Origin of the sequence: Thermoanaerobacter kivui (assembly GCF_000763575.1) — a bacterium.
Classification (GTDB): Bacteria; Bacillota; Thermoanaerobacteria; order Thermoanaerobacterales; family Thermoanaerobacteraceae; genus Thermoanaerobacter; species Thermoanaerobacter kivui.
Window position 1 is genome coordinate 1012290 of record NZ_CP009170.1, and the last position, 25487, is coordinate 1037776.

Annotated in this window: 24 protein-coding genes and 8 pseudogenes; 28 read left to right on the forward strand and 4 right to left on the reverse strand. The window is 34.5% G+C overall.

Translation table 11 applies throughout. The features are described from left to right. Window positions 1-43 precede the first annotated feature (43 nt). Window positions 44-853 carry an undecaprenyl-diphosphate phosphatase gene (locus tag TKV_RS05045; protein ID WP_003869475.1) on the reverse strand — a complete coding sequence of 270 codons (810 nt, stop codon included), beginning with the start codon at window positions 851-853 and terminating at the stop codon, window positions 44-46. Between the two features lie 150 nt (window positions 854-1003). Between TKV_RS05045 and TKV_RS05050 the strand changes: the two genes are divergently transcribed. Together TKV_RS05050 and sspI are read left to right on the forward strand one after the other, a co-directional pair. After that, entirely contained in the window at window positions 1004-1267 is a 264-nt protein-coding gene (locus TKV_RS05050) for a pro-sigmaK processing inhibitor BofA family protein (RefSeq protein ID WP_234949253.1), read from the forward strand. Between the two features lie 416 nt (window positions 1268-1683). Then, window positions 1684-1884, forward strand: a complete 201-nt coding sequence (gene sspI, locus TKV_RS05055; RefSeq protein ID WP_049685014.1) for a small acid-soluble spore protein SspI — start codon at window positions 1684-1686, stop codon at window positions 1882-1884. 370 nt (window positions 1885-2254) lie between these two features. Here sspI and TKV_RS13490 read toward each other — a convergent pair. Continuing rightward, window positions 2255-2416 (reverse strand): annotated as a pseudogene (locus TKV_RS13490) (ECF transporter S component); the annotation flags it as partial. Between the two features lie 235 nt (window positions 2417-2651). On the opposite strand from TKV_RS13490, the gene TKV_RS13805 reads away from it, so the two are divergent. The 22 genes and pseudogenes from TKV_RS13805 to TKV_RS05145 form a co-directional block, all read left to right on the forward strand. Next, complete coding sequence (locus tag TKV_RS13805) at window positions 2652-2882, forward strand: kinase/pyrophosphorylase (RefSeq protein WP_049685015.1); 231 nt, start codon at window positions 2652-2654, stop codon at window positions 2880-2882. Window positions 2883-2898: 16 nt separating this feature from the next. After that, a complete protein-coding gene (locus TKV_RS13810) occupies window positions 2899-3114 on the forward strand; it encodes a kinase/pyrophosphorylase (protein ID WP_268870115.1) in 216 nt (71 codons plus the stop codon). Between the two features lie 111 nt (window positions 3115-3225). Further along, complete coding sequence (gene ppsA / locus TKV_RS05065) at window positions 3226-5577, forward strand: phosphoenolpyruvate synthase (protein WP_049685016.1); 2352 nt, start codon at window positions 3226-3228, stop codon at window positions 5575-5577. 255 nt (window positions 5578-5832) lie between these two features. Further along, window positions 5833-6017 (forward strand): annotated as a pseudogene (locus TKV_RS12350) (IS110 family transposase); the annotation flags it as partial. 145 nt (window positions 6018-6162) lie between these two features. Next, complete coding sequence (locus tag TKV_RS05070) at window positions 6163-6603, forward strand: MarR family winged helix-turn-helix transcriptional regulator (protein ID WP_049685017.1); 441 nt, start codon at window positions 6163-6165, stop codon at window positions 6601-6603. 8 nt (window positions 6604-6611) lie between these two features. Then, window positions 6612-7430: an ABC transporter ATP-binding protein gene (locus TKV_RS05075; protein ID WP_236617432.1), complete on the forward strand. Its 819-nt coding sequence runs from the start codon at window positions 6612-6614 to the stop codon at window positions 7428-7430. After that, entirely contained in the window at window positions 7387-8229 is an 843-nt protein-coding gene (locus tag TKV_RS05080) for an ABC transporter permease (protein ID WP_148307251.1), read from the forward strand. Before TKV_RS05075 ends, TKV_RS05080 begins: the two co-directional genes overlap by 44 nt. 15 nt (window positions 8230-8244) lie before the next feature. Next, window positions 8245-9695: pseudogene (locus TKV_RS05085) on the forward strand (MFS transporter). 1309 nt (window positions 9696-11004) lie between these two features. Beyond that, window positions 11005-11661, forward strand: coding sequence for a hypothetical protein (locus tag TKV_RS05090; RefSeq protein WP_049685020.1), 657 nt, complete (start codon window positions 11005-11007; stop codon window positions 11659-11661). After that, the gene (locus TKV_RS13495) at window positions 11658-12062 is read left to right on the forward strand and encodes a glycosyltransferase family 2 protein (RefSeq protein ID WP_236617433.1); all 405 of its coding nucleotides are present in this window, start codon (window positions 11658-11660) and stop codon (window positions 12060-12062) included. Before TKV_RS05090 ends, TKV_RS13495 begins: the two co-directional genes overlap by 4 nt. Window positions 12063-12079: 17 nt before the next feature. Continuing rightward, a complete protein-coding gene (locus tag TKV_RS13500; protein WP_236617434.1) occupies window positions 12080-12691 on the forward strand; it encodes a glycosyltransferase family 2 protein in 612 nt (203 codons plus the stop codon). Window positions 12692-12861: 170 nt separating this feature from the next. Beyond that, window positions 12862-14871, forward strand: a pseudogene (locus TKV_RS05100) (PAS domain S-box protein). 73 nt (window positions 14872-14944) lie between these two features. Further along, window positions 14945-15745, forward strand: coding sequence for a response regulator (locus tag TKV_RS05105; RefSeq protein ID WP_049685021.1), 801 nt, complete (start codon window positions 14945-14947; stop codon window positions 15743-15745). 320 nt (window positions 15746-16065) lie between these two features. Next, window positions 16066-16437, forward strand: a pseudogene (locus tag TKV_RS05110) (plasmid pRiA4b ORF-3 family protein); the annotation flags it as partial. Then, window positions 16409-16477 carry a hypothetical protein gene (locus TKV_RS14140; RefSeq protein WP_084574327.1) on the forward strand — a complete coding sequence of 23 codons (69 nt, stop codon included), beginning with the start codon at window positions 16409-16411 and terminating at the stop codon, window positions 16475-16477. The pseudogene TKV_RS05110 and the gene TKV_RS14140, both read left to right, overlap by 29 nt. Window positions 16478-16578: 101 nt before the next feature. Further along, window positions 16579-16842: an RNA chaperone Hfq gene (gene hfq / locus TKV_RS05115; RefSeq protein WP_049685023.1), complete on the forward strand. Its 264-nt coding sequence runs from the start codon at window positions 16579-16581 to the stop codon at window positions 16840-16842. A 224-nt stretch (window positions 16843-17066) separates the two neighbouring features. Next, window positions 17067-17423, forward strand: a complete 357-nt coding sequence (locus tag TKV_RS05120; protein WP_049685024.1) for a UPF0236 family transposase-like protein — start codon at window positions 17067-17069, stop codon at window positions 17421-17423. Between the two features lie 37 nt (window positions 17424-17460). Next, complete coding sequence (locus tag TKV_RS05125) at window positions 17461-17883, forward strand: NfeD family protein (RefSeq protein ID WP_049685025.1); 423 nt, start codon at window positions 17461-17463, stop codon at window positions 17881-17883. 18 nt (window positions 17884-17901) lie between these two features. After that, the gene (locus tag TKV_RS05130; RefSeq protein WP_049686214.1) at window positions 17902-18834 is read left to right on the forward strand and encodes an SPFH domain-containing protein; all 933 of its coding nucleotides are present in this window, start codon (window positions 17902-17904) and stop codon (window positions 18832-18834) included. A 172-nt stretch (window positions 18835-19006) separates the two neighbouring features. Continuing rightward, window positions 19007-19763 (forward strand): annotated as a pseudogene (locus TKV_RS05135) (IS30 family transposase). 254 nt (window positions 19764-20017) lie between these two features. Continuing rightward, window positions 20018-20755, forward strand: a complete 738-nt coding sequence (locus tag TKV_RS05140; RefSeq protein WP_236617435.1) for a glycosyltransferase family 2 protein — start codon at window positions 20018-20020, stop codon at window positions 20753-20755. A gap of 235 nt (window positions 20756-20990) precedes the next feature. Continuing rightward, a pseudogene (locus TKV_RS05145) lies at window positions 20991-21344 on the forward strand (response regulator); the annotation flags it as partial. Window positions 21345-21427: 83 nt separating this feature from the next. Here the strand turns inward: TKV_RS05145 and TKV_RS05150 are convergent. Beyond that, window positions 21428-22783, reverse strand: a complete 1356-nt coding sequence (locus TKV_RS05150; RefSeq protein WP_049685027.1) for a hypothetical protein — start codon at window positions 22781-22783, stop codon at window positions 21428-21430. A gap of 96 nt (window positions 22784-22879) precedes the next feature. On the opposite strand from TKV_RS05150, the gene TKV_RS05155 reads away from it, so the two are divergent. Further along, complete coding sequence (locus TKV_RS05155; protein WP_049685028.1) at window positions 22880-23146, forward strand: DUF1294 domain-containing protein; 267 nt, start codon at window positions 22880-22882, stop codon at window positions 23144-23146. Between the two features lie 22 nt (window positions 23147-23168). Beyond that, a pseudogene (locus TKV_RS05160) lies at window positions 23169-23534 on the forward strand (FprA family A-type flavoprotein); the annotation flags it as partial. Window positions 23535-23551: 17 nt separating this feature from the next. On the opposite strand, the gene arsC reads toward TKV_RS05160, so the two are convergent. Continuing rightward, window positions 23552-23989, reverse strand: coding sequence for an arsenate reductase (thioredoxin) (gene arsC, locus TKV_RS05165; protein WP_084574193.1), 438 nt, complete (start codon window positions 23987-23989; stop codon window positions 23552-23554). A 113-nt stretch (window positions 23990-24102) separates the two neighbouring features. Between arsC and TKV_RS05170 the strand changes: the two genes are divergently transcribed. Next, the gene (locus tag TKV_RS05170; protein WP_049685030.1) at window positions 24103-24411 is read left to right on the forward strand and encodes a hypothetical protein; all 309 of its coding nucleotides are present in this window, start codon (window positions 24103-24105) and stop codon (window positions 24409-24411) included. Between the two features lie 79 nt (window positions 24412-24490). After that, complete coding sequence (locus TKV_RS05175) at window positions 24491-25486, forward strand: phosphodiester glycosidase family protein (protein ID WP_236617436.1); 996 nt, start codon at window positions 24491-24493, stop codon at window positions 25484-25486. The last annotated feature ends 1 nt before the right edge of the window (window position 25487 follow it).

The window sequence follows — 25487 nt, forward strand, 5'->3', positions numbered from 1 at the left end:
AAAAAGGATAGGCCATAAATGGGTCTACCCTTTTTTGTTTTTATTATTTAACTATCTTTTCAGATATTAGAAGTAACATAAGTAGTCCTACAATTAGTCTATAATAAGCAAATGGTTTTAAAGGATGTTTTGTGAGATAGGACAAAAATTTATCTACTACAAATAAAGCGGTTATGAAGGACATTATGAATCCTACTGTAAGAGCTTCCCATTCCAATAAAGACATGGCAGTAAAACTTTTGATAAGTTCAAAGCCTGTTGCTGCCAACATTGTAGGTATAGCTAAAAAGAAAGAAAATTCTGCAGCTGCTTTAACTGATAAACCTACAAGCATACCTCCCATTATAGTAGAAGCAGACCGTGACATTCCAGGGAAAAGAGACATAACTTGTGCTATACCTATCCAGAAAGATTTTTTTGTGTCTACTTTGTCCATGTTGTCAATTTTATATCTTTTTCCGAAAGTATCTTCTATGACTATCATCATTATTGCACCTACAATGAGGGCAATTGCTACAGTGAAGGGCGAAAATAAATGCTCTTCAATGTATTTGTGAGTAAATAATCCTATAACTGCTGCTGGTATAAAAGCTATAAAGATTTTGAACCACAAATTAAATCCCCAATCTCCAGGTTTTAAATTTTTAAGAGAAGCAAATATTTTTCCCTTGTAATAATATACAACTGCTAAAATAGCTCCCAACTGAATGACGATTTCAAACATTGTAGCAAATTTTCCGGTAAAATTAATAAAGCTTCCCACAATGATTAAATGTCCTGTAGAGGAGATGGGGAGAAATTCAGTTAGCCCTTCCACGATTCCCATTATAAAAGCTTTGATTAACAGTTCCATTACCATACCCCTTTGTCTTAAATTTTGTAACCTCTATTATTTTATATGATTAATAAGGACTAATCAATCAAAAAAATGTAAATTTAATTTATTTTTAATTTGCAAAATATGATATAATGTAATCAAGATATGAGAGGTGATTACAGGGTGATGGAAGGGACTTTTTCGTTTATTGTTGCTATTTTAATATTAGTTTTTATTTTATGGCTTTTAGGTAAATCTCTAAGGTTGATGGTAAAGTTTGTATTAAATGCCTTAGTGGGTTTTGTGATGCTTTTATTTTTTAATTTTTTTGGTGTTCTATTTGGGGTTTACTTGCCTGTCAATATAATTACTTCATTTATTACAGGAGTTTTTGGAATAGCAGGTATAGCAATTTTGCTGATTCTTAAATATTTATTCCATGTCATATAGGTTCCTTTTAGGAACTTTTTTGTTTGTTGACAAACTTTTTATGTTTTATGTATAAATTAAAAGTCTCCAGCTTTTATGCTCGAGTGCAGGCTCACGTATCTAAGTCGTGTCTAAGGCTCGTTTTGGGCAGCTTCCGAATTCGCTTTCCTCCTTACATGAAAGGCGAGTTTAATTTAAGTTTAGAAAAATTCTTTTTTAGGTAATAAGTATCTAAGAGTTGCTCATGGAAAGCTGCTTTTCCAAAACTTCGCCAAGACACACTAAGATACTTCCGCGATGCACTTTACGCATAAAAGCGGAGACTTTTTAATTTGACTTTGTCTTCAATCTGTAAGTTCCTTTTTAGGAATTTTTTTGTTTATTATTTTTTATTTTGGGAATTATATTAATTGAATTCTCATAAATGGAGGTATATTATGGACATAAAGAAAGCAGTACTTAATAATTTAAAGGGAAGAACAAAAGAAGAAATTAAAGGGTTTATACAGCAAGTGATTGACAGTAAAGAAGAAAATGCAATTCCAGGACTGGGGGTGATTTTTGAAGCGATGTGGGAGAAAATGACCAATGAAGAAAAAGACAGCATGATGAATTTGATAATGAGGGGGGTATCTTAAAAACAATAGCCGGGGTGTTTAATCCCCGGCTCAGACTGTAGAACAAGAAGGAATTATTTCACCAATATTTGCAAATATATACTTTAATAATTTTGATTGGACTATTGGTAGAATGTATCAAGAGCCGATACAGAAATGTGCAAGAATTGATGAGGATAGAGAAAGATTAAAACATATATGAAGCAATATATTCTATAACAAAAGGGCTGCCAAGGATAATAAATAACCTGGTAACAGCTTCCCTTCTCTATGCGTACTCTAAAAGGCTAAGAGAAATAGATGAAGAAGTAAAAATAAAGGAATCCCTTTTATTATATGAGATTCCTTGGACTTTGTCTACAGTCTGAAGGGATAATCGAAGGATTATCCCTTAATTGTTAACTACCTTTTTAAAATAATTATTGAGAATCGCAATTAATATAATTCCTGCAATACCGCCGGATATTGCAGTTAAAAGTTGTGGCAGAGTAAATGCTTGGACAATTTTGATTGGAACTTTTATGTTAAACCACCGTAATATGTATTTTACAGATGCTATATTTTCTCATTTAAATTACTTACAGTCAAAATTTTTTTATTCTTGAAAATTTTATTGCGAGATGGTATCTTGATGTGCTACAAAAAGTATGACCTTTAAAATATAAAAGATATAATACTTGACAGTTAAAATTTAATAAGGCTATAATATAAATATATAAATGAGTAATGAAAGGCAGAGATAACGATTGACAACGATATAAAATAATACACATCCAATTATATATGTTGTGCCTGATTCTATTGGTGAAACAGCTGAACTGGTTACACGAGCAGCAGTAAGCCAGTTTAATTCCGGAAATGCTGAAATTCGTCGTTTTCCGTTTGTTAAAGATTCTGAAGAAATTGTTGAAATTGTTCAACAAGCAATGCAAAATAATAGCTTTATAATTTTTACACTGGTTATGCCTAATCTAAAAGGAATGTTTCTTAGCGAAGCTCAGAAACATTCAGAAACATAATGTAATAGTCGTAGATATACTTGGACCAGCACTCGATGCTTTAAAGCAAATAACAGGAAGAGAACCTCATTTCGAACCAGGTCTTATGAGAAGAGTAAATGAAGAGTATTTCAAAAGGGTAGAAGCTATCGAGTTTGCGGTAAAATACGACGATGGTATAGATCCTAAGGGCATTACGAAGGCAGATATGGTAGTAGTGTATATAAAGAATTGGAGTATGCCTAGGAGGTGATGAGGAAAATCGTTGATGTTACAAGGAAGGCTGTAGAAGAGACAGCTAATAGGGTTTTAGAAGTTTATTATAAAGAATTATGTAATTGTTAAAAGTGGGAGGAGATAGATTATGGCATATAAATTTGTTAAATGGTTTAATGAACTGGGGAAAGATGATGTGGAGTTGGTAGGAGGCAAAGGGGCTAATCTTGGAGAACTAACCCAAGCTAAGATTTCAGTACCACCGGGTTTTTGTATTACTGCAGAGGCTTATAAATATTTCATTGAAACAACAGGTTTAGCATCAAAAATTAAGGATATCATTAGCAAAACGGATATTAACAATTTGGAACAATTGAAAAAAAATACGTCAGATGTACGGGATATGATTACAAATACACCTATGCCACCTGAAATCGAGAAGGAAATTATTGAAGCTTATAAAGAACTTGGAGGTAACGATGGCCCAGTAAAAGTGGCTGTAAGAAGTTCTGCAACAGCAGAAGATTTGCCTGATGCATCTTTTGCCGGTCAGCAGGATACATATCTTAATGTTTGTGGTGAAGAAGATGTACTTGTTCATGTGCGCCGTTGCTGGGCTTCTCTGTGGACTGCCAGAGCTACCGCTTACCGTCAAGCACAAGGATTCGATCATTTTTCGGTGTATTTATGTGTTGTAGTGCAAAGAATGATTCAATCAGAGATTTCAGGAGTGGCTTTTACGGCAAATCCGATTTCCGGAAATAGGCAGGAGATAATGATAAACGCCAGCTGGGGTTTAGGGGAAGCTGTTGTTTCAGGTAAGGTAACACCTGATGAGTATGTAGTTGATAAAAGCAATTTTAGGATCATAGAAAAAACGATTTCTGACAAAAATCTAATGATTGTTGCTGATCCTGACTCAGAAAGTGGCTCTGTGGAAATAGAAGTATCCAAATACTTAGGTTCAGAATATGTTAAAAAGCAGTGTCTTTCAGACGAACAGATTTTGGCTTTGTGTCAGCAGCTTATAAAGATTGAAGGTCATTATGGTGTACCACAGGATGTTGAGTGGGGATATGAAAAAGGAAATTTCTATATACTTCAATGTCGTCCTATAACAACGTTGGGGAAAGTACAAAATGAAGATAAAAAGGTTAATACAACAAGTGAGAAGAAGGTTTTAGTTAGAGGATTGGGAGCATCACCTGGAATGGCTGCAGGCAGGGTTGTTCTTATTAATGATTTTGATGATGTTACCAAAATTGAAAAAAACACCGTTCTTGTAACAAAAATGACAAACCCGGATATGGTTCCTGCTATGAAAAAGTCAGCGGCTATTATAACCGATGAAGGAGGTCGTACCTGCCATGCAGCTATTGTATCCCGTGAGCTTGGTATTCCTTGTATTGTGGGAACAAAAAATGCTACAGAAATTTTAAAGGAAGGCATGGAAGTAACTGTTGATGCTTCCCGAGGAGTAGTTTATGAAGGACATATTAGCTTGGATGAAGAGAATACAGAAAAACTAAGCAAAGAATCAGGTCCATTGATAAATAGGGTACTATGGAAAGAGCTTGCGCCTGTTACTGCCACAAAGATATATATGAATTTGGGAGAACCGGAAGCCATTGCACGCTATAAAGATTTACCATTTGATGGGATAGGCCTCATGAGAACAGAATTTATATTTACAGATCATATAGGGGCTCATCCTATGTACCTTTTAAAAACCCATCAGGAAAAAATGTTTATTGACAAACTGGCAGAAGGTATTTCAACAGTAGCTCAGGCTGTTTATCCCCGACCAGTAGTTGTACGATTCAGCGATTTCAGGACCAATGAATTCCGTGGTTTAAAAGGAGGAGAAAACGAACCTATAGAAAACAATCCAATGATTGGATGGCGTGGTGTTTCTCGTTATATTTCTCCTGAGTATGAAGCTGGATTTCGCCTTGAATGTAAAGCGATAAGGAAAGTCAGGAAAGAATTTCAGCTTACAAATGTTTACGTTATGCTTCCATTTGTAAGAACTACCTCAGAGGTTCGCCAGGTTTTGAATATAATGGCTGAAGAGGGTCTTTCCTCTGGCTTGGATTTTAAGGTATGGATTATGGCGGAGGTTCCTTCAGTTATCTTCCTTGCCGAACAATTCTGCACCTTAGTGGATGGTTTCAGTATAGGATCCAATGATCTGACCCAGTTAATACTTGGTGCCGATCGTGATTCTGCCAAGTTGAGTAATATGGGGTATCTTGATGAGCGTAATGAGGCAGTCATTTGTGCAATTTCCCACCTTATAGAGGTTGCTCGTAAATATGGTAAGACTGTTTCCATATGTGGACAGGGACCTTCGGTTTATCCTGAATTTACCGAATTCCTAGTTCGTAAGGGAATAACCAGTATTAGCGTAAATCCTGATGCCGTTGTTGATACACGTCGTCTTGTTGCCAGCGTAGAGCAAAAGATAATTTTAGAAAGTCTTCGCCAGTACAATAAATAAAAGAACCAGAAACCTATTTTCATAGGTTTCTGGTTCTTTTATTGTTGCTTTTGTGTCACAGGGACGGTTTTTTTGACACATTTCATTTACTTTAATTATAAAACAAGCCTATAATATTAATTAACCACTCATGCTTAATCAAGCACAACCAGAAATGAAAATAAGTTTTCAAGTTACAAAAATTTCGCTTTTTGTTAAACTAAAATTAACAAGGCAAAAGGTTGAATTTTATTTTGATGGATTAATACCTCGTTAATTAATAAGCACCAGAGAGAATTTTTAAAGCTTTTACTCAAGCATTTAGACGAAATGTATGAACACCTGCACGAGATAGAAGAAAACATCAATTCTGAGCTTACAGATATAAAAGGCAGATTGAACAACTGGATGGTATACCTGGCATAGATGTAACGGCAGCTGCTGCAATAATTGCTGAAATTACATATTGGCGATGAGGCAATTTGAACAAAAATATTTTTAAAAATTTACTTAATTTTGACACGGACAAATGTTCACAGCCTATTGACTTTGTGAGAATAATGTTATAATATAATTTGGAAACCAAAATATTAGGGAGGCAAATTGATGAAACTAGGTTATATAGACAGTTTAGAAATGTTTTTACGAGAGATAAATCACATATTAAATTTATATACTCGAAGCTATCTCAACGAAAAAAATATAACAATGGCAAGATTTTGGGTTATGAATAAGCTGTCGGTTGACAATCCAATAACCATGAAAGAATTGCAAAGGAGGCTACTGCTGGCTCCCGGCACTCTGACAGGGCTTGTTGACAATCTTGTAAGTGATGGGCTCGTTGAAAGATGGCGAGATGAAACTGACAGAAGGCTTGTTTATCTCGTTTTAACACAAGAAGGTGACAAACTATTAAAGGAGATCTTACAATATCGTACATCAATACTTGCAAATATTTTGAAAAAGATTGATGGACTTGACGTAGAACGTCTAAACAGTGATTTAAGGTTAATTTGGAATCAATTGAAAGAATGTGAGACTTGCTAAATTTTGATTTGGAAGCAGGTGTTTATATGCCTTTTTCTGTTGAAGTTAAAAATCTAAGGAAGCTTTTTGGAAAGTATGAAGCAGTTGCAGGTATAAGTTTTAACATAAACGAAGGAGAAGTTTTTGGCTTATTGGGACCTAATGGAGCAGGAAAAACAACTACAATTCGTATGATAACTACTCTTCTGCCTCCGACATCAGGCGAAATCAAAATAGAGGGAATAAATGTTATAAAAAATGGAGGTTATATTCGAAATTTAATAGGATATGTACCACAAGCCTTATCAGCCGATTCAACTTTAACAGGGTACGAAAATCTTCTCTTTGTTGCAAAATTATTGCGTTTACCTAAAAAAGCAAGAGAAGAAAGGATTAATCATATTCTTGACATATTAAATTTAAGCGAAGCAGCAAACAGGATTGTCAAAGAGTACTCTGGTGGTATGGTTAGAAAACTGGAAATCGGCCAGGCATTAATACACAGGCCCAAATTATTAATACTTGATGAACCGACAGTTGGTCTTGATCCTGTAGCACGACGTAATGTTTGGGAGGTTCTCGAAGCACTTAGAAAAGAAACGGGACTTACAATTTTAATAACGACTCATTATATGGAAGAAGCAGAAGCCCTGTGTGACAGGGTAGCTATTATGAATAAAGGCAGGATAGCTGCACTTGGTACACCTGAAGAATTGAAAGCGATGACGGGAAATAAAGAAGCCACTTTAGAAGATGTTTTTACATTTTTTACAGGCAATCGACTGGAAAGCGGGGGAAGTTTCAATGAAATGCGACAAGTCAGAAGGCGCATTCAGCGCTTTGACTGATGAAAAACGACACAGTTTTTCTATACTATCAAAATTTATAGCCTATATAGCTAATTCCTTTACTATTGCTGAGATGGAAATAAGAAAATTGCGCCATGACCCCACTGAACTTTTTACTCGTGCAGTTCAACCAGCTTTATGGTTGTTGGTTTTTGGCCAGGCTTTTTCCAAAGTATGGGCTATTCCGACAGGAAATGTTAATTACCAGACATTTATGACTCCAGGAATTCTGGCACAGTCTATGATGTTTATATCAATTTTTTATGGCTTGAGCATTATTTGGGACAAAGACCAGGGAATTCTTCAAAAATTAATTGCACTGCCAGTACCTCGCTTTGCATTTGTTACGGGAAAAGCTTTGGGAGCCGGTGTAAGGGCAATAAGTCAAGTAGTGATTATACTGTTTCTTTCCTTGTTAATAGGGATAAAATTGCATTGGAGCATTGTTAACATATTAATGAGCGTAATTACTATAATTTTTGGGGCTATTATCTTTTCTTCTTTATCCATGGCTATTGCTGCTATAGTCAAAAACAGAGAAAGATTTATGGGCATAGGACAGGTAATAACAATGCCTCTTTTCTTTGCCAGTAATGCAATTTATCCTATTGAGATTATGCCTCATTGGCTGCAAATAGTAGCACAAATAAATCCTCTGAGTTATATTGTAGAACTTTTAAGAGGATATTTATTAAATAGTCCTATACCAAATGCAGGCTTGGATTGGCTAATAATAATATTCATAACTGTTATTTTGCAATTATGTGCCGCATTATTATATCCAAGAATCGTTGTATGAAAGGAGATGCATACTGTGAAAAAATTGGAATACAAATGGATTGCACTTTCATGCACTACAATAGGTGCTCTTTTTTCTGTTCTTAATGGAAGTATGCTTTTAATTGCTTTGCCTGATATTATGAAAGCTTTACATGCTGATATGACTATAATCATGTGGGTTGTAATGAGTTACATGCTTTCTATTACAATACTTGTACCGACAATAGGGAGAATTGCAGATATGATTGGAAGAAAGAAATTATATGTTACAGGTTTTGCGATATTTACTCTCAGTTCTTTACTATCTGGAATGTCAAATTCGGGTATTCAATTGCTTTTGTTTAGAATTATTCAATCTATTGGTGGCGCCTTAATGATGGCTAATAGTACAGTGATTGTAACAGACGCTTTTCCTAAAAACGAATTAGGGAAAGCTTTAGGTATAAACAGCATGGTTATAAGCATTGCAAATGTCATAGGACCTATTTTAGGAGGATTTTTGCTTAAATTTGGCTGGAGAAGCATCTTCTACATCAATGTGCCATTTGGGATTATTGGCACACTGTGGGCAGCACTACAACTTAGGGAAGTAGAGGCTCTTCCTGAGCATCAAAAATTTGATTATGCTGGTACTTTAGTATTTACCGTTGCTATGATAATACTTTTAATTGCCCTGTCTTTTGGAGGATTTGCAGGATGGGGAAATCCACACATTATTACTCTCTTTGTTGTCTCAATAGCCTTGTTTGTTTTATTCGTTTATATTGAAAATACCGTAGACCAGCCAATGCTTGATTTGAATCTTTTTAAAACGAGAATATTAGCTTTTGCCTATACGAGTAATCTTCTAAACGGAATAGCAAGAGGAGCCGTTACTTTTCTTTTGATTTTTTATTTGCAGGGCATTAAGGCAATGGCTCCATTGACTGCAGGTATTTTATTGACACCATTTGCTCTTGCAATGATGGTGGTTTCTCCAATTAGCGGTTGGCTATCTGATAGGTATGGGTCACGAGAGTTAAGTAGTATAGGGCTACATATATCTGCAGTAGGACTTGTAGGTTTTATGGGAATAAATGCTACAACGTCAATTACAAAGTTAATACTGTGGATGGCTATAATGGGTTTTGGCTCCGGACTATTTATATCTCCTAATACCAATGCTATAATGAGTAATGTTCCTGCTAATAAGAGGGGAATAGCGGCAGGAGTAAGGACAATGATGAACAATGCCGGTACAGTAATAAGTATAGCTTTGGCTATGGGAATAATTTCTTCAAGCATAGATCCACAAGCAATGCAAGCACTTTTTGTAGGCACTCAAGTTGGATCAAAAGGGATAGCAGTTGCTCAGTTTATTAAGGGATTAAGAGATACTTTTGGGATTTCTTTTGTAATAAGCTTGGTTGCAGCTTTTATATCATATTTTTAAGGGGACCACAGCCCAAATGGGAATCAGAATATAGTGTTAATAAAAGAAAGTAAGTAAGTTAAGATAATAAAAAACACCAGTAGCAGATCGTTGGTGCTAAGTTTAATGTCTACAGAATGTCAAAGGGATAAAGTTGACCTAAATCTAAAATTGAAGTTCCTAATTTCTCCTTACTTTTATAGCATAACAAATTAAACAAAAGAAAAGGTGATAAATGTGATTTTTCAAATTAATTTATCCTAAGACTAAGAAAATTTTCTTAGATTACTATAGATGAGAAAATTTAATAACAAATATTACCATTAGATAGATGCACTTTATCTAAGCCAATTTTAGTTGCTCAAAAATCTCATCGATAGGTATATTATTTTTAGGTTGATCATAAATCCATTGAATACGCTGCTTTTGTACATCTTTACGAACTATAACTATTCCACAACCAAATAAGTAATTTAGAATAGTCTCAGTATTTAGTTCAGTATCAGTGCATAAAAATGCATGTAGAGCTTTTTGATTTTTAAAAGCTTTTTCAAGGCCAGCATATTAGAACTACAGCATTATCTATACCATTTAAAGCACCTTCATAACGATATACCCAGTAATTAGAACCTTTCACTGTAACGAGGTGAACTTCGTTCTTATCAATATACTGGGCAAAGTCTTTTATCTGGATGCGAATCCCTTAAAGAGAACCCAAGTTGATTAACTGGTTATGTAGACTCAGTACTAACAATTGCAGACATCAATTTGTCAGCTCAGAATAGCTTTGAATTTATTCAGAACTTGAAATCAGAGGGAAAGTACAGGACACATTCCGACAATAATTTTAAGTGCAGATGCTAAAGTACCCTCAAATTAAACGAGCCGTGGAAGACCGAATGAAAAAAGGGGAATGCTTGGTGGACATATGGAATTATTAGAAAAGTATAGCCAACATTCGCAAGATTAATTTGGTATTTGCAACACTTTTTGGAGAAATAAGACTTATAGTATATCGAGTTGCATAGTGGATAAACCCTGAAGGACCACATAACAACAGAATAGAGGATAAAATACAAAGAAAGGAGATAAATTAGATTGAATTTTATAAGAATTTCCCATTCCTACAGTTATATCTTCGGCTCGCTTCTATTCTTATTTTAACTAGAGGATGGGGAGTCTTTTTAACCCCTTTTTAGACAAATAAGACTTGACTTATTCTAAATGAATCATATGTTCGAAAAAATACCCATTCCAACTCTTGACGAAAATCCTTGTTTGTAAGCAGAGAATAATTATTATCTATTTGTGGAAGTTATTGATTTCTGAGAAACGATATGCTATACTCAAACTGGTGGTGTTGGAAAGAAAGAGGAAGAGTTTATGGGGAATAATAATTTTGAAAGTAGAACAAAAGACAGTTTTAAAGGTTTGATAGGCTTTTTTAAAAGCATAGGACTAATAATTTTCACTTTAGGGGTATGGTCGTGGATTATAGGAGCTTTTATCTGGATTTTAGGAGCATTCGGTTGGTTTTTGCTTGCGTATGTGTGGAGAAAAAATCTTTTTATACCGCAGGCTGTATATTCCACAGCCCTTGCTTTTCTTTTGTCTGTTGGATGGGCTGTTATTATTTGGATAATTATGTTTATGTGGACCCAATATCATTATTACAGGTATTACAAGAAAAATAAAAGGAAATTAAAAATGCCAGCTTTTGAAGCACCGATATTAGCCTGGAAAGAACTTTCTTTAGAAACTCTGGATACAGCAAAAATTACTGAAAATAAGCAAATACGCCAGGAGACTAATGAAACCCCATTTGGAAATTTTGCCTCTATAAAAGAAGAAGATTATTTAATCTCCTTCCCTCCGTTAACTATGAAAAAGAATTTTTGCACTCCAAAAGGAAATATTATTGTTTCTGAAGGAGAAGAAATTACACCGGAAGTTATAAAAAGAATAGAAGAGGAGGGACTCTATTGGGAGTTTATTCATGAAATTTCTGAATATATACCTAAAGAGGAGGAAAGCAAATGACAATATGGGAAGTCATAGGATGGTATGTATTTACTTATCCTCTTGCAATGAGCATAATTTGGACACTTGCAGGAATATATTTCTGGTGGAGGCGTGAAAAAAGTTATTCAAGAAAACCCAGTCAATGGAGAAAAATTGGGGCGAAAAATTGGCCGCCAGTTACTATTCTTGTACCCTGCCATAATGAAGAGGTAAGTATTGCAGCAACATGCACGGCTTTACAATTTTTAAACTACCCAAATTACAGAGTAGTATTTATAGATGATGCATCCAGCGATAACACAGCGAATATTATTAGAAGATTTGTTGGTTTGAATCCCAATTTTCATCTCCTGCGACTTTCTGAAAATCAGGGAAAAGCCAATGCTTTAAATACTGCCCTGTCGGTTGATGTGTTGTAGCATTTCGAACAGAAGTTTTGAAGGAAGTTGGCGGTTTTTCACCATATACTGCGACTGAAGATATTGATATAACCTGGAAGATTCAAAAGCGTTTCTATGAAGTTTGGTTTGTACCTCAGGCAGTAGCCCTAATACAGTCTCCAGCAACGTTGAGAGAATACTGGAAACAGCGCAAGCGCTGGGCACTTGGAGGCTGGCATTTACTGCGAACTCATAAAGATATTTTTAAAAGCTGGCACTGGCGTTATTTATGGCCTGTTTATTTTGACTTTGTACTGGGATACCTGTGGGCATTCTGTTTTGTCTTTGGCACACTTTTGTGGGCTATAAGCAGTATATTTTTCCATTATCCTCTGGGAATTAGTCCAATTCCAGCCTGGTATGGGGCACTTCTTTCCGTTGCAGGGGTGGTACAAATGTCAGTTGCTGCTTTTTTGAATTATGACTACGACAGAAACTTATGGAAAACACTTTTCTGGGTTCCCTGGTATTTTCTATTTCTCTTTGCATTTGGTGCCTTTACTGTGGTGTGGACAGCTCCAAAAGGACTTTTTGGAAGTTTAACTGGAACTGGCAAATGGAAGAGCCCAAAAAGACTAAAAATGGAGAAACCGGATATTCGAGGATGAAAGTGGTATATATAAAAGGTGGCAGACTTTTTAACCGGATGAAAATAAACACTATGACAGGAAAATTTTATTGCACTTTTCAAGTGAGAAGAGTACAATAGTACTTTGGAAAATAAAAATCATAAATAATTTTTCAAAGATACTTGCAAAAAGGTTGGAGGTACCAGATGATGAATGCTTTTTACCTGAAGAAGGTCCTCATTGTAGAAGATAGCAGGCTCAATGCGCAGATAACAGCGGATATTCTGACCAGGCATGGATACGAAACAGAGATAGTCACATCAGGCGAAGAGGCTGTTGAAAAAGCACTAAATAACATCAAAAGCCCAGACTTAATTCTTATGGACATAGAACTTAAAGGAGCAATCGATGGGATAGAGGCAGCAAGAATAATTCAGCAGCATAAAGATATCCCAATTCTATTTCTCACTGCCAATGCCAGTAAAGAAATAATGGAAAAAATAAAGTCAGTTTCAGCTTACGGGTATGCTCTTAAGGGTGTAGATGAGTATGTACTCGTATCTCAAATAGAAATGGCTTTTAAGCTTTATGAGGCTAAAATACAGATAAAAAAAAGAGAAGAGTTGTTCCGCAATATGTTTGAAAATCATAACGTAGCAATGATACTTATTGATCCACAAACCGGACGCATCATTGATGCTAACAAAGCTGCCTGTCACTTCTACGGTTATTCCAGAGAAACTATGCTGCAGATGGACATAGAAGCTGTTATTGGCGTTTCTACTATAGATGGTGGTCAGAAGTGTTCGGAAGCTTTAAAGAAGGGCTGTAATCCCTGCATTTGCTTCCAACGGTTAGCCAACGGAGAAGAGAAATTAGTAGAAATATATTCATCCCCTGTAGATTATCACGGAAAAACACTGATGCATCTGATTGTCTTTGACATCACCGAACGATGGAAAGCAAAGAGAGAGCTTGAATTTTATAAAAATCTTTTTGAAGACTCGCTCAATGAAATTTACATATTCCATCCGCAGACACTAAAGTTCATCGCAGTAAACCGTGGAGCAAGGGAAAATTTGGGATATACTGAAGAAGAGCTTAAAGAAATGACGCCTGTTGACTTAAAACCGGAGTTTACCTTGAAAAGCTTTAAAGAACTTCTTGAGCCGCTTTCTAATGAAGAACAGAAGCAAATTATTTTTGATACAATGCACTGCAGAAAAGATGGTTCTTTATATCCGGTAGAAATTCACTTAGAACCTGTAGAATTTGGTAAAGAAAAAGTATATGCAGCACTTGTGATTGATCTGACAGAGCGCAAAAGGATGGAAGAAGAACTGAAAGAGAAGAATGAGATTTTAAGCACTGTAATGGAATATGCCGGAGATGCTATTGTAATGATTGACAATAACGGCAATGTAACTTTTTGGAATCCTGCAGCGGAACGCATACTTGGTTATTCAAGAGAAGAAATAATAGGAAAGGATTTGCACATGTTTATGATACAAGATATGCGACTGTACGAAGCCTATAGAGAAGCATTTAAAAAATTCCGTTTAACCGGAAAAGGAAGTGTCGTAGGTAAGACAATTGAGATGAAGACAAGGCATAAAGACGGACATGAAATTGATGTAGAACTTTCACTTTCTGCTGTTAGAATCAAAGATTCATGGCATGCAATAGGGATTATTCGCGATGTAAGTGAGCGCAAAAAATTTGAGGAATTGCTTTATCGCCAGTCTATTACTGATCCCCTTACAAATATTTATAACCGGCGTTTTTTCATGCAGATGCTGGAGCGGGAAATAGAGTGAACAAAGCGAAATAGAAAGCCGTTTTCCCTTATTATGTTTGACTTAGATCATTTCAAAAAGGTAAATGACCATTTCGGCCATGCTGCGGGGGATATGGTTCTTAAAAAAGTTGCCGATACAGTAAAAGGAAGGATACGCAAGACAGATTGTTTTGCACGGTGGGGAGGAGAAGAATTTATAATCCTATTGCCGGAAACTTCTTTAAGTGATGCGGTTGACCTGGCGGAAGAGATTAGGAAGCACATTAGTATGATGAGCCTACCTGAAGTGGGACATGTGACTGCAAGCTTTGGTGTGACGGAATATAGGGATACTGATACTATTGATACAGTTCTTCTTCGTGTAGACAACATGCTGTATGAAGCAAAAGGTGCGGGAAGAAATTGTGTAAAAAGCGAGTAAAACTGAGCTGAAGTATTTTACAGAGAGGGAGGATAGAGAGTGAGGCTTGTAAGCTGGCCTCAATAAAAGAGCTATGGAAGAAAGAAAAAATAGTAAGAGCATTCTAATAATAGATGACTCTGTATTAATACGGTTTATGGCTAAAAATATATTAGAAGCAGAAGGATATGACGTTGAAACTGCAGCTACTGCTGAAGAAGCAATATTGAAAGTAAAAAATAAAGAGAAATTATTTGATTTAATAATTGTAGACATTAATCTCCCGAATCAGAATGGCTTTGAATTTATACAGAAACTAAAATCGCAGGCGGAATACAAAAACATTCCGGTGATGATATTGAGCGCAGATGCTACACCACTTTCAATTAGAGAGGCAGTAGAAGTTGGTGCAGTAGAATATTTCATTAAGCCCTTCAAAGCAGCTGAGCTTGTAAAACGTGTGGTAAAGCTAATAGAATATGTTAAAGAAGAAGACCACTATCCAGAACTTAAAGAGCTGCTGAAAAAAGAAATAAACCGGGCGAAAAGAGGCAATGAAAATCTTTCTTTAGTGTTGACTCAATGCAACGGGAAAGTCAAAATTGAAATTTCAAAAATAGCAGAACAGCTAAAAAACAAACTTCGTGACATAGATACAGTATTTGAGGTTGATAAAAATACACTGGCTTTAATTCTTCCTGTTACAGGAGCTGATGGTGCAGCGGTTGTAATAAAAAAACTTAAAGATAAACTGCCGGGGAAATGGTATTTTCACATAAGTACATATCCTGATAACGGGAAAAATGAAGAAGAGTTAATTAATTTTGCAAAAGAAAACTTAATGAAGGAAGAATCAAATTCAAAACAAGAGACGGCAGAAACAAAAGAAATATAAGGAGTTATAAAGACAGTAATTTTTTGGCGTTATGTTTTTAGACAAAAAAATAAAAAGGGAGAGAGGGTAACAGTACAGGAAATAAAGGAAAATAAAATTTACTTAGGGTTGAGAAATGGCTTTAGTATAATATTCTAATTTTGAGATTTTTCATCAGGCTTTGCGCAATAAAGCAAAAACAGGCGGGGCAGGCATTCCCCTTGTATGCCGATAAATACAAAAAAAGAAATAGGGAGCCTTCCTCCCAATATATTATAACTCAGTTTGAAAAAATTAAAAAGAGGAGATGAAAGAAAAATGCAAATTTTTCAGTTAAAAATAACATTAAAAGACGTAAACCGCCTGTGTGGAGAAGAATATTGGTTAGAGATGACATAACATTTTTTAAGCTCCACCAAATAATTCAGTGTGCAATGGGATGGCTTGAGGAACACCTTTACGAATTTGAGGTAGGCGATTTGATTATCGGAGAAAAAGATAATGAATGGGATATCAATATAGACAGAGAAATAAAAAGTTCCAGAAGTGTAAGATTAAGAGATATAGGTTTTGTACCAAAAAATAAATTCGAATATATTTATGATTTTGATGATTGCTGGGAACATGAAATCATTGTTGAAAAGGTGCTTGAACCGGGAAAAGGTATAAAAATATCCTGTATGTATTGGAGGCAAAAGAAAATGTCCACCTGAGGATGTGGGAGGCCCATGGGGAGCTTTAAAAATGGTGTAAAACCAAATTTAATTTATGCATAAAAATAAAACAGTTATAAAATTCTTTAAAAGAGAGTTTCTGCTGTGATATAATTAAAACAAAAAAAGAGGGGAATGACAATGAGCAGCTCAAAAACAGCTATTAATTTACAAGATGTTTTTCTAAATCAAGTAAAAAAAGAACAGGTGCCTGTGACAATTTATTTATTCAAAGGTATACCATTAACAGGCCTTGTAAAAGGTTTTGACAATTATACTGTAGTTTTAGAAGTAGAAGAAAACAAACAGCAAATGCTAATTTTTAAAAGTGCAATTTCTTCGATTATTCCGAAAAAATCCATAATTTTTACTCAGTCGGATAAGAATGAAAGAAAAGAAAATTAATTAATAAAAATTGATAGTGCAAAATTTGAGTAGGTGATTAAGCAGGGAAAAAGGTGCAAATGTAGAAAAAAGACCTCACCGCCAAAAACAATCAAAACAAAAATCAAAAGGAAGGTGATGTCTGATATGTTAGATATTCGACACATAACCAAGACTAATGGAGGAACACGACCATAAGACGTGGGAAGTAATAGGATTTAGAGCAAAGCAGGTAATAAGCGCATTTGGATAGTTTACATACAAGAGGAGATGCAGAAATATTAGCCTATCTTTTTCCTGGCATTAGTGCAATGACAATATGGAAAGTAGTACAAGAAATAGGAGAGAGATTAAAGAAAGAAAGCGAAAGAAAAAGGGAAGCTGTATTTGAATGTGGAGAGATACCAGAAGGAAAAGAAGAAACGAATAAACTGTATATAGAAGGAGATGGAGTAATAATAAAGCTACAGAGAGCAGATAAAAGCAAAGGAGAAATAAAACACTTTGTAATCTATGAAGGGAAAAAAGAAGTATCCCAAAGTAGATACAAACTAAAAAATAAGCTAGTAATAAGTGGGTTAGCAGAAGGAACTTTCATTTAAGTTTACAAAACGATAACATTGTGCAGGTGATAAAAGTATGAATGATTTGATGCTTTTCTGGATTGTTGTAATTTTCGCGGGAATTATTATAGATATAATAACAAGCAATATTCTTTTCGTAAGCTTTTCTATTGGTGCTTTAACAGCAATTATTGTACAACTTATGGGCTTCTCTTCAGTTTGGCAAATAGTTGTTTTTCTTTTTGTTGGAAATACAGCTTTTGCAGTAAGTTATTTCTATATTCGTAAGCATATTAAAAATATTCCTCAAGTAAGCCCTTATGAAAAGACTTTTATCGGGCGCACAATTAAGTTAGCTAATGATATAGATACAGAAGGGCAGGTGATGCTTGATGGAACTTATTGGCTAGCAATAACAAAAAAACCTTTAAAAGCAGGTGATACTGCTGAAATAATAGGCATAGAAGGAAATAAATTATTAATTAAAAGAAAGGAGTAATGTAAAGTGTCAATTCTAATGATAATTTTATTAATAATTTTTTTATTTATTTTGCTTTCAAGTGTAAAAATAGTCAGGACGGGCTATGTTTATGTTGTTGAAAGAATGGGACAGTTTTATAAAGTGTTGGAACCCGGCTGGCACATTATTTTGCCATTTGTAGATTATGTACGTGCAAAAGTATCGACAAAACAGCAAATTCTTGATATAGAACCACAAAGTGTGATAACAAAAGATAATGTAAAAATTTTAATAGATAATGTCATATTTTATAAAGTTATAAACGCAAGGGATGCAATATATAACATAGAAAATTATAAGGCAGGTATTATATATTCTACAATAACGAATATGAGAAATATAGTTGGCAACATGACTCTGGATGAAGTTTTGTCAGGCAGAGATAAAATTAATTCAGAACTTCTTAAAATAGTAGATGAAATAACGGATGCTTATGGGATAAAAATTTTGTCTGTTGAAATAAAGAACATAATGCCTCCGGAAGAAATACAGCAGGCAATGGAAAAGCAGATGAAAGCGGAAAGAGACAAAAGAGCAATGATTTTGCAGGCAGAAGGTGAAAAGCAGAGTGCTATAGCAAAAGCAGAAGGTTTAAAGCAGGCAAAAATTCTGGAAGCGGAAGCAGAAAAGGAAGCTAATATAAGAAAAGCTGAAGGACTTAAGCAGTCTCAACTTTTGGAAGCGGAAGGTAAAGCAAAAGCAATAGAAGTGGTGGCAAAAGCACAAGCTGAAGCTATTGCTTTAATCAACAAAGCAATAATTGAATCGGGCACAAATGAAACAGTTATAGCGTTAAAACAAATAGAAGCGCTGCAGGAAATGGCAAAGAATCCGGCAAACAAATTAATAATTCCCGACAAACTGATAGATACACTTGGCAGTATAGCTGCTGTATCAGAACTGATAAAATCAAGCGGAGAAAAGAAATAATCTCTCCTTTTCCTACTACTGAAATTAAATGAAAGCTTTAATTTTGCTCCAATATTAAATGGACTTAATAATTCATGGTTAGTTGTATAATTAAATGCAACAGGTAAAAAAATAGAAACCATAGTGAAAATCATGTATGATATAGGTGTCAAATCAACATCATACAAGGAGGATTTTCACTACGGTTCATAATAATTATACCACAAAAAAGCGTTCTTTTAAACACTTAAGTAGCTATGAACGAGGAGAAATCTATGCATTACTCAAAGAAGGGAGAAGTATTCGATATATTGCTAAAAAACTTAATCGCTCTCCGAGTACAATCAGCCGTGAAATTAAACATGGAACTACTACACAACTTAGAAGCGATTTATCTTCTTATACAAGCTATTTTCCTGAAACTGGTCAGGCTGTCTACGAAAAAAATCGTTCAAATTGCGGAGCTAAATTTAAAGTAGCTAAAGCAGAGGATTTCTTGAAATATGCTGAAGATAAAATATTACATGAAAAATGGTCACCAGATGCAGTTGTGGGACATTGCAAAAAAGACTCAAGCTGGAATAATAAAACCATTGTTTGTACTAAAACGCTGTACAACTATATAGATAGAGGATTATTAGCATTTAAAAACATTGATTTACCTTTAAAACTACGTTTAAAACCGAGGAAGAAACAAAACCGTAAGAATAAACGTATTATGGGTAAAAGTATTGATGTTAGGCCTAAAGAAGTTGAAAGTCGTGAAGTTTTTAGGCATTGGGAAATAGATACGTTAATTGGCAGATACTACACGATGTTTTATTCCTAAGGGCAAAAGTATCAAAGATTTATCTATAGATACTATAGAAAGAGTAGAAAACTGGCTTAATAACCTTCCACGTAAATTACTAAGATATAAAACGCCTAAAGAATACTTTACGAGGAGCTAGTAAAAATCTGTTAAGCCCATCCCTTATAAAATATAGAGCTCACTCGTAATTTGTCAAGGGGCAGGCTTCGCCTGCTTAAACCCTTGACAAATCACGACCTTCGCTCAATATGTTAACTAAGATGGGCTTAAGGTTAAATATGATTTATTTCTAAATCCTAATCTACATGATTTTCATTAGGTGTTGCATTTAATATTGCAATTAATTATACATAAAAGATATGCTCGCGGTGAGGCAATATAGTAGCAAGAATTTTGAGTTCTCCAGCTGACGTTTGTGCAGTAGCAGGACATGTTCTTGTAAGAAACAGCAGAAATAACATATTAACAAGAATGCAAGAATGGGACTACTTCATGGGAATTGCTTCTTTAAAAAGAATGCAGGGGCTGTATCAAGGAACGCTTGTAGCGCAGGGTGCTTTCAGTCTTTATAAAACAGATGTTGTAAGAGATGTAGGTGGCTGGGATGATGTAATAGGAGAAGATATTGTGTTAACGTGGAAATTTTTTAAGAAAAACTACAGAGTATATTTCGAACCAACAGCGGTAGCGTTCACAGAAGTTCCAGAGAAAGCAAAGCATTTCATAAGACAGAGATCCCGCTGGGCAAGAGGCATGTTCGAAGGATTAAAAACTGCAGGTCCGTGGGATCAAAGAAGATTTCTGACTGCTTTTCTAATCGGAATAGACATATTGATACCTTTTGTAGATTTTGCTTATACATTTTTCTGGATACCTGGCTTGATAATGGCGTTTTTTGGTAAGTACTACATTGTAGGACCTTATACACTGCTGGTATTACCATTAAATGTTGTTGTGACAGTTGTTATGTATGCATTTCAAAAAAGAGTTTTTGATACTCTTGGTTTAAAAATACGCAGAAACAGAATAGGATATATCCTTTATCTACTTTTCTATCAGCTCATACATTCACCGATTGCGGTGTGGGGTTATATACAGGAAATTTTTCAACTTCGCAGAGTGTGGAAATGACTTTATTTTAAAATAATGTTTAGAAGTAGATGAGATGCTACAAAAAAGTACTTAACAACAAACATGGAGAATAACCATTACAGGGAAATTTTTATTGTGTTTTTAAGTAAAAAGAGTATAAAACATTTCGGAAAATAGAAGTCTTGAACAGTTTTTTTGAAAATACATAATGGTTTTTGTAATCTACATCCAATTTATACTTATTTAAATCAAAATCAATTGGAGGCATTAACTGATGAATACTGCTTTTCCAAAGAAAATCCTTATTGTAGAGGACAGCAAACTTAATGCACAAATAGCAGCTGACATTCTAAATAAATACGGATACAAAACAAATATAGTCACATCAGGAGAAGAGGCTGTTAAAAAAGTAATAAATGACACCGAAAACCCAGATTTAATTCTTATGGACATAGAACTTAGAGGAGCAATCGATGGGATAGATACAGCAAGAATAATTCAACATCATAAAGATTTCCCGATTTTATTTCTAACTGCTAATGCCAGTAAAGAAATAATGGAAAAAATGAAGTCAGTTTCAGCTTATAGGTATGTGCTTAAGTGTGTAGATGAATATGTACTCATATCTTAATGGATTTATGTCAATATAGTAGACACAAAAAGATTTGTCAACAAACTGAGCAGGATGTCTAAACCCAGGCTGTTTTTTACTTAAAGCAGCAAGATTGTTACGATGTATCCTGCAATAAGTCCTGTTATTACAGGTATCATATTTCTTTTAGCAATTTTGTCAGCTTCTACATCTATCATTGTAGATACTGCAACCGTGCTCCACGGTATTATGGTACCACCGCCCGTCCATATAGCTGCTATTTGCCCTATTGAAGCGAGAATTGCTGGATTTAGGTTTAAAGTAGAAGAAAAAGTTTTAGCAATGGCACCTATTAAAGGAAGGCCTGAGAATCCGGAACCCGATAAGCCTGTAAGTATCCCAAGAAGAAGTTCAGCCAAAGAGACAGTATATTTATTTAATGGAATATGTTGCGATAAATATACTCCTAAGTCCATGAGATATCCTTTTGCATGAGGACCTATGACCTCTTTTGCCATACTGGTTTCTCCCATGAGAAAAAAGGCGCTTATCACTATGATAGGGGCAAAAGTTTTCATTCCAGTTATGAAACCTTCTCTTAAATATTCGCGGGTTTTATCTAGAAAATTTTTTTGTACTAAAGTAGAGGCAATTAAAACTATTATAGATGTTCCACCTATCAAAGCAGTGGCCGCGTTAGAGTGAATTCTAAATAACAGCATCAAAATTATGTCTAAAATAAAAAGTCCTACTGCAATTATTGAAACCACCACACTACTAAAAGGAGGAGAAGGTTTGTTAACATTATTAATGTCTAAATAATTGTTTTGCTGTTGTTTTTTACTTTGCTGCACTGTAATAAAGTAAAGTATAAGAATGCTTACAGCTGAAGCTGTAGCCCAAATAGGTAAACTTACCAATATTAATGTGTGAATTGGTATACCTGTTGCTCTGGCTGTTATAGAGGGAGCTCCTTGTATGAAAAAGTCTCCTGATAATGCTGATCCAAAGCCAAAAATTGAAACAATAGAGGCAAGGCTTACTTTGTCAATACCCGACTTTAAAGCGGGATTGATGAGAACCGTACCGATTAAGCCGACTGCAGGGGCAGGCCATATAAAAAATGATAAAAACATCATTAAAAAACCTATTATCCAAAAAGAAAAAGTAGGAGTTTTTAAATATTTTATAAAAGGTTTCGTTATGATTATATCTGCGCCTATGTCATCTAAAGCTTTTGACATAGATATTATAAGAGATATTATTACTATGATTTGCCACAGCCTTTTTCCTGACACAAAAATTGCAGTGTAAAGTATTTGAACTGCTTTTAAGATATTTCCAGTTGATAGAAATCCAATTAAAAATATTGCTAATATTATGGGTAAAATTATATCTTTTCTCATTAAAAGTAAAATCAATATAATTAAAATCATTATTAGATATGCTATGTGGGATGCAGTCAAGATAACCATTTCAACACCTCTCAATATTTTTCATAGTTTTATGATAGCTATATTTTGAGTTTTTATACCTTTTATAAAATGATATAATTATTCTGAGGTGTTATAATGGAAAAGTTTTTGGTGTTTACTTTATTAACTTTAAATGTATTTTCTTTCATCTTAATGGGTATTGATAAATATAAGGCAACTCACAAGCTTTGGAGAATAGAAGAGAAAACATTTTTTCTTTTATCACTGTCTGGTGGTTCTATAGGTGTGTTGATTGGCATGTATATATTCAGACACAAGACAAGACATAAATTATTCACAATAGGAATACCCTTGATTATTTTGTTTCAATCTTTGTTAATTTTTTATATGAAGTTTTGGTAAAATAGTGTATATAATAAAAATAGGTGTAGTTGTAAAGCCTTTTGATTTGTCTGTTAAAGATATAGGTAAATTGGCTATGGCATTAGTGGATGCTGCTACAATAGTTATAGGTACTCCAACAGTACTTACAGGTGCTCATCCAATGGTGGTTTATGCTACTTATTTGGCCAATGTTTTAAAGCCGAAGACAAAGTTTGTTTCAATTATAGGCTCTTATAATTGGGGTAGCAGGGCACAAGACCAGCTTTCTCAAATGATTACTAATTTAAAAGTAGAGGTTATTTCACCAGTTTTCATAAAAGGATTCCCAAAAGAAGAAGACTTTAAGGCTCTTGATGAGTTAGCTGAAGAAATAGTGAAAAAACATGAAGAGGCTGGGATTTTATAATTTAAAAGCACTCGTGATTAGTGCGAGTGCTCCTTTATATCTTCTATCAAATTTTTTACATTTTCTTTGATTATATCTCTTATTTCACGAAATTTATTTAAAACTTCTTCTTCTGTGCCTGTTGCTCTTGCAGGGTCTTCTAAGTCCCAATGGAGGCTTTTTATTGATGGAGGCAAAGCAGGACATTTATCTCTTGCATCACCGCATAAAGTTATTACATAATCTGCTTTAAAAAGGATATTTTCATCCAATAAATCGGAAGTCTGATTGCTTATATCAATTCCTATTTCTTTCATGACCTGTATAGCTTTTGGATTTAAGCCGTGAGCTTCTACACCACCACTATATACTTCAAAATCATCTTTTCCATAATATTTGCCAAAACCTTCTGCCATTTGACTTCTACAGGAATTGCCAGTGCATATAAAATACAAAATTTTTTTATTTTTTGACACATAAATTCCTCCCTTCTTGTTTATTATAAAAAATTGTGGATTATAAAACAATCCGCTTTTTGTTAAGAATATGTTAAATTCTTTTGAGTAAAATAAAGTAGAGGTGATGTTTAATGTTGAATTATCCATACGGGCAAAATTCCATAGCGCCTGGTATAATTGTTACACCAGACAATGGAAATGCAAATTTAAAAGTACCGACAGATACATTTAGTATATATGTAAATGGGAAATATGTGGGAGAAAAAATCCTTATTGTACAAGGAGATTTAGGGGAAAACTCTGTAAAAGAGTACCTTATGAATCAAGGTTTTACGGATTTTAGCTATACAATTGATGGAAAAAATATTTATATAGACACATATGAAGAAAATGCTAAAAATGTGATAAACTACTTAAAAGTGTATTTGAGAATAAGGTAAGAGGGACTAAAAATAAGTCCCTTTTTAAATTTTTACAAATTGTTAATGGAATTTTAATATATTGGTTGTATAATATTCGATGTTAAATTTAACTACTTTTTATCTGAGGTGGTATATGGGAAAGAAAATTTCTATGAAGCACATTTTGGCTTTTTTGATATTTGAAGTGTTTTTTGTGTCCATTACAATGCCTGCTTTAGTTTTTTACGGGCCTTTTACTAATATACGAAATACTTTTGTCACAACAGCGATGACAACTTTTACCCATCAGTATCTTGCAACCTTGTTTTTGCCAAAAAATGTGATAAATAAGATAATGAGTATGAACAAGATACAAACTGGTAAAACTGATAAAAATTTGATAAACTTTACGAATAAACATGATAAATCTATAGAAGTGTATAACATCTACGGGAAACACTTTGAAGGTAAAATGATATTAATACATGATCCTACGAGGGTACAAGTAGGGATATCCAGTAAATTTCCTAAAGAAGGGGAAACTACAAGCGTAATAGCTAAAAATTACGATGCCATAGCAGCTATAAATGCTGGTGGCTTTGGAGATAGCAGTATGAAAGGTATTGGTGGTGCTCCTCAGGGATTTGTGATTCAGAATGGAAAAGTTTTATACACAGAGATTAAGAACCCAAACGAAAAAGTTGATTTGATAGGATTTACACAAGACGGGAAATTGCTGGTTGGAAATTATAGGTATAAAGATATATTAGAAATGTCGATAAAAGAAGCGGTGAGTTTTGGACCAGCACTAGTCATAAATGGACAGCCTATGATAAAAAGAGGAGATGGAGGTTGGGGGATAGCTCCTCGTACGGCTATTGGGCAGAGAAGAGATGGCACGGTGATTTTTTTAGTAATAGATGGAAGGTCATTAAAAAGTATTGGAGCTACTCTCAAAGATGTTCAAGATATAATGTTAAAATATGGTGCTTATAATGCAGCTAATCTCGATGGAGGTTCTTCTACCACTATGTATTTTAAAGGTAAAGTGATAAACAATCCCTCAGATGCTTTGGGAGAAAGATGTGTTCCTACCATATTTTTTGCAAAATAAG

Coding starts and splice junctions, on each gene's coding strand:
- TKV_RS05045 (WP_003869475.1), bottom strand. CDS start 853: ATGGAACTGTTAATCAAAGCTTTTATAATGGGAATCGTGGAAGGGCTA.
- TKV_RS05050 (WP_234949253.1), top strand. CDS start 1,004: ATGGAAGGGACTTTTTCGTTTATTGTTGCTATTTTAATATTAGTTTTT.
- sspI (WP_049685014.1), top strand. CDS start 1,684: ATGGACATAAAGAAAGCAGTACTTAATAATTTAAAGGGAAGAACAAAA.
- ppsA (WP_049685016.1), top strand. CDS start 3,226: ATGGCATATAAATTTGTTAAATGGTTTAATGAACTGGGGAAAGATGAT.
- TKV_RS05070 (WP_049685017.1), top strand. CDS start 6,163: ATGAAACTAGGTTATATAGACAGTTTAGAAATGTTTTTACGAGAGATA.
- TKV_RS05080 (WP_148307251.1), top strand. CDS start 7,387: ATGAAATGCGACAAGTCAGAAGGCGCATTCAGCGCTTTGACTGATGAA.
- TKV_RS05090 (WP_049685020.1), top strand. CDS start 11,005: ATGGGGAATAATAATTTTGAAAGTAGAACAAAAGACAGTTTTAAAGGT.
- TKV_RS13495 (WP_236617433.1), top strand. CDS start 11,658: ATGACAATATGGGAAGTCATAGGATGGTATGTATTTACTTATCCTCTT.
- TKV_RS05105 (WP_049685021.1), top strand. CDS start 14,945: ATGGAAGAAAGAAAAAATAGTAAGAGCATTCTAATAATAGATGACTCT.
- hfq (WP_049685023.1), top strand. CDS start 16,579: ATGAGCAGCTCAAAAACAGCTATTAATTTACAAGATGTTTTTCTAAAT.
- TKV_RS05125 (WP_049685025.1), top strand. CDS start 17,461: ATGAATGATTTGATGCTTTTCTGGATTGTTGTAATTTTCGCGGGAATT.
- TKV_RS05130 (WP_049686214.1), top strand. CDS start 17,902: ATGATAATTTTATTAATAATTTTTTTATTTATTTTGCTTTCAAGTGTA.
- TKV_RS05150 (WP_049685027.1), bottom strand. CDS start 22,783: ATGGTTATCTTGACTGCATCCCACATAGCATATCTAATAATGATTTTA.
- TKV_RS05155 (WP_049685028.1), top strand. CDS start 22,880: ATGGAAAAGTTTTTGGTGTTTACTTTATTAACTTTAAATGTATTTTCT.
- TKV_RS05170 (WP_049685030.1), top strand. CDS start 24,103: ATGTTGAATTATCCATACGGGCAAAATTCCATAGCGCCTGGTATAATT.
- TKV_RS05175 (WP_236617436.1), top strand. CDS start 24,491: ATGTTAAATTTAACTACTTTTTATCTGAGGTGGTATATGGGAAAGAAA.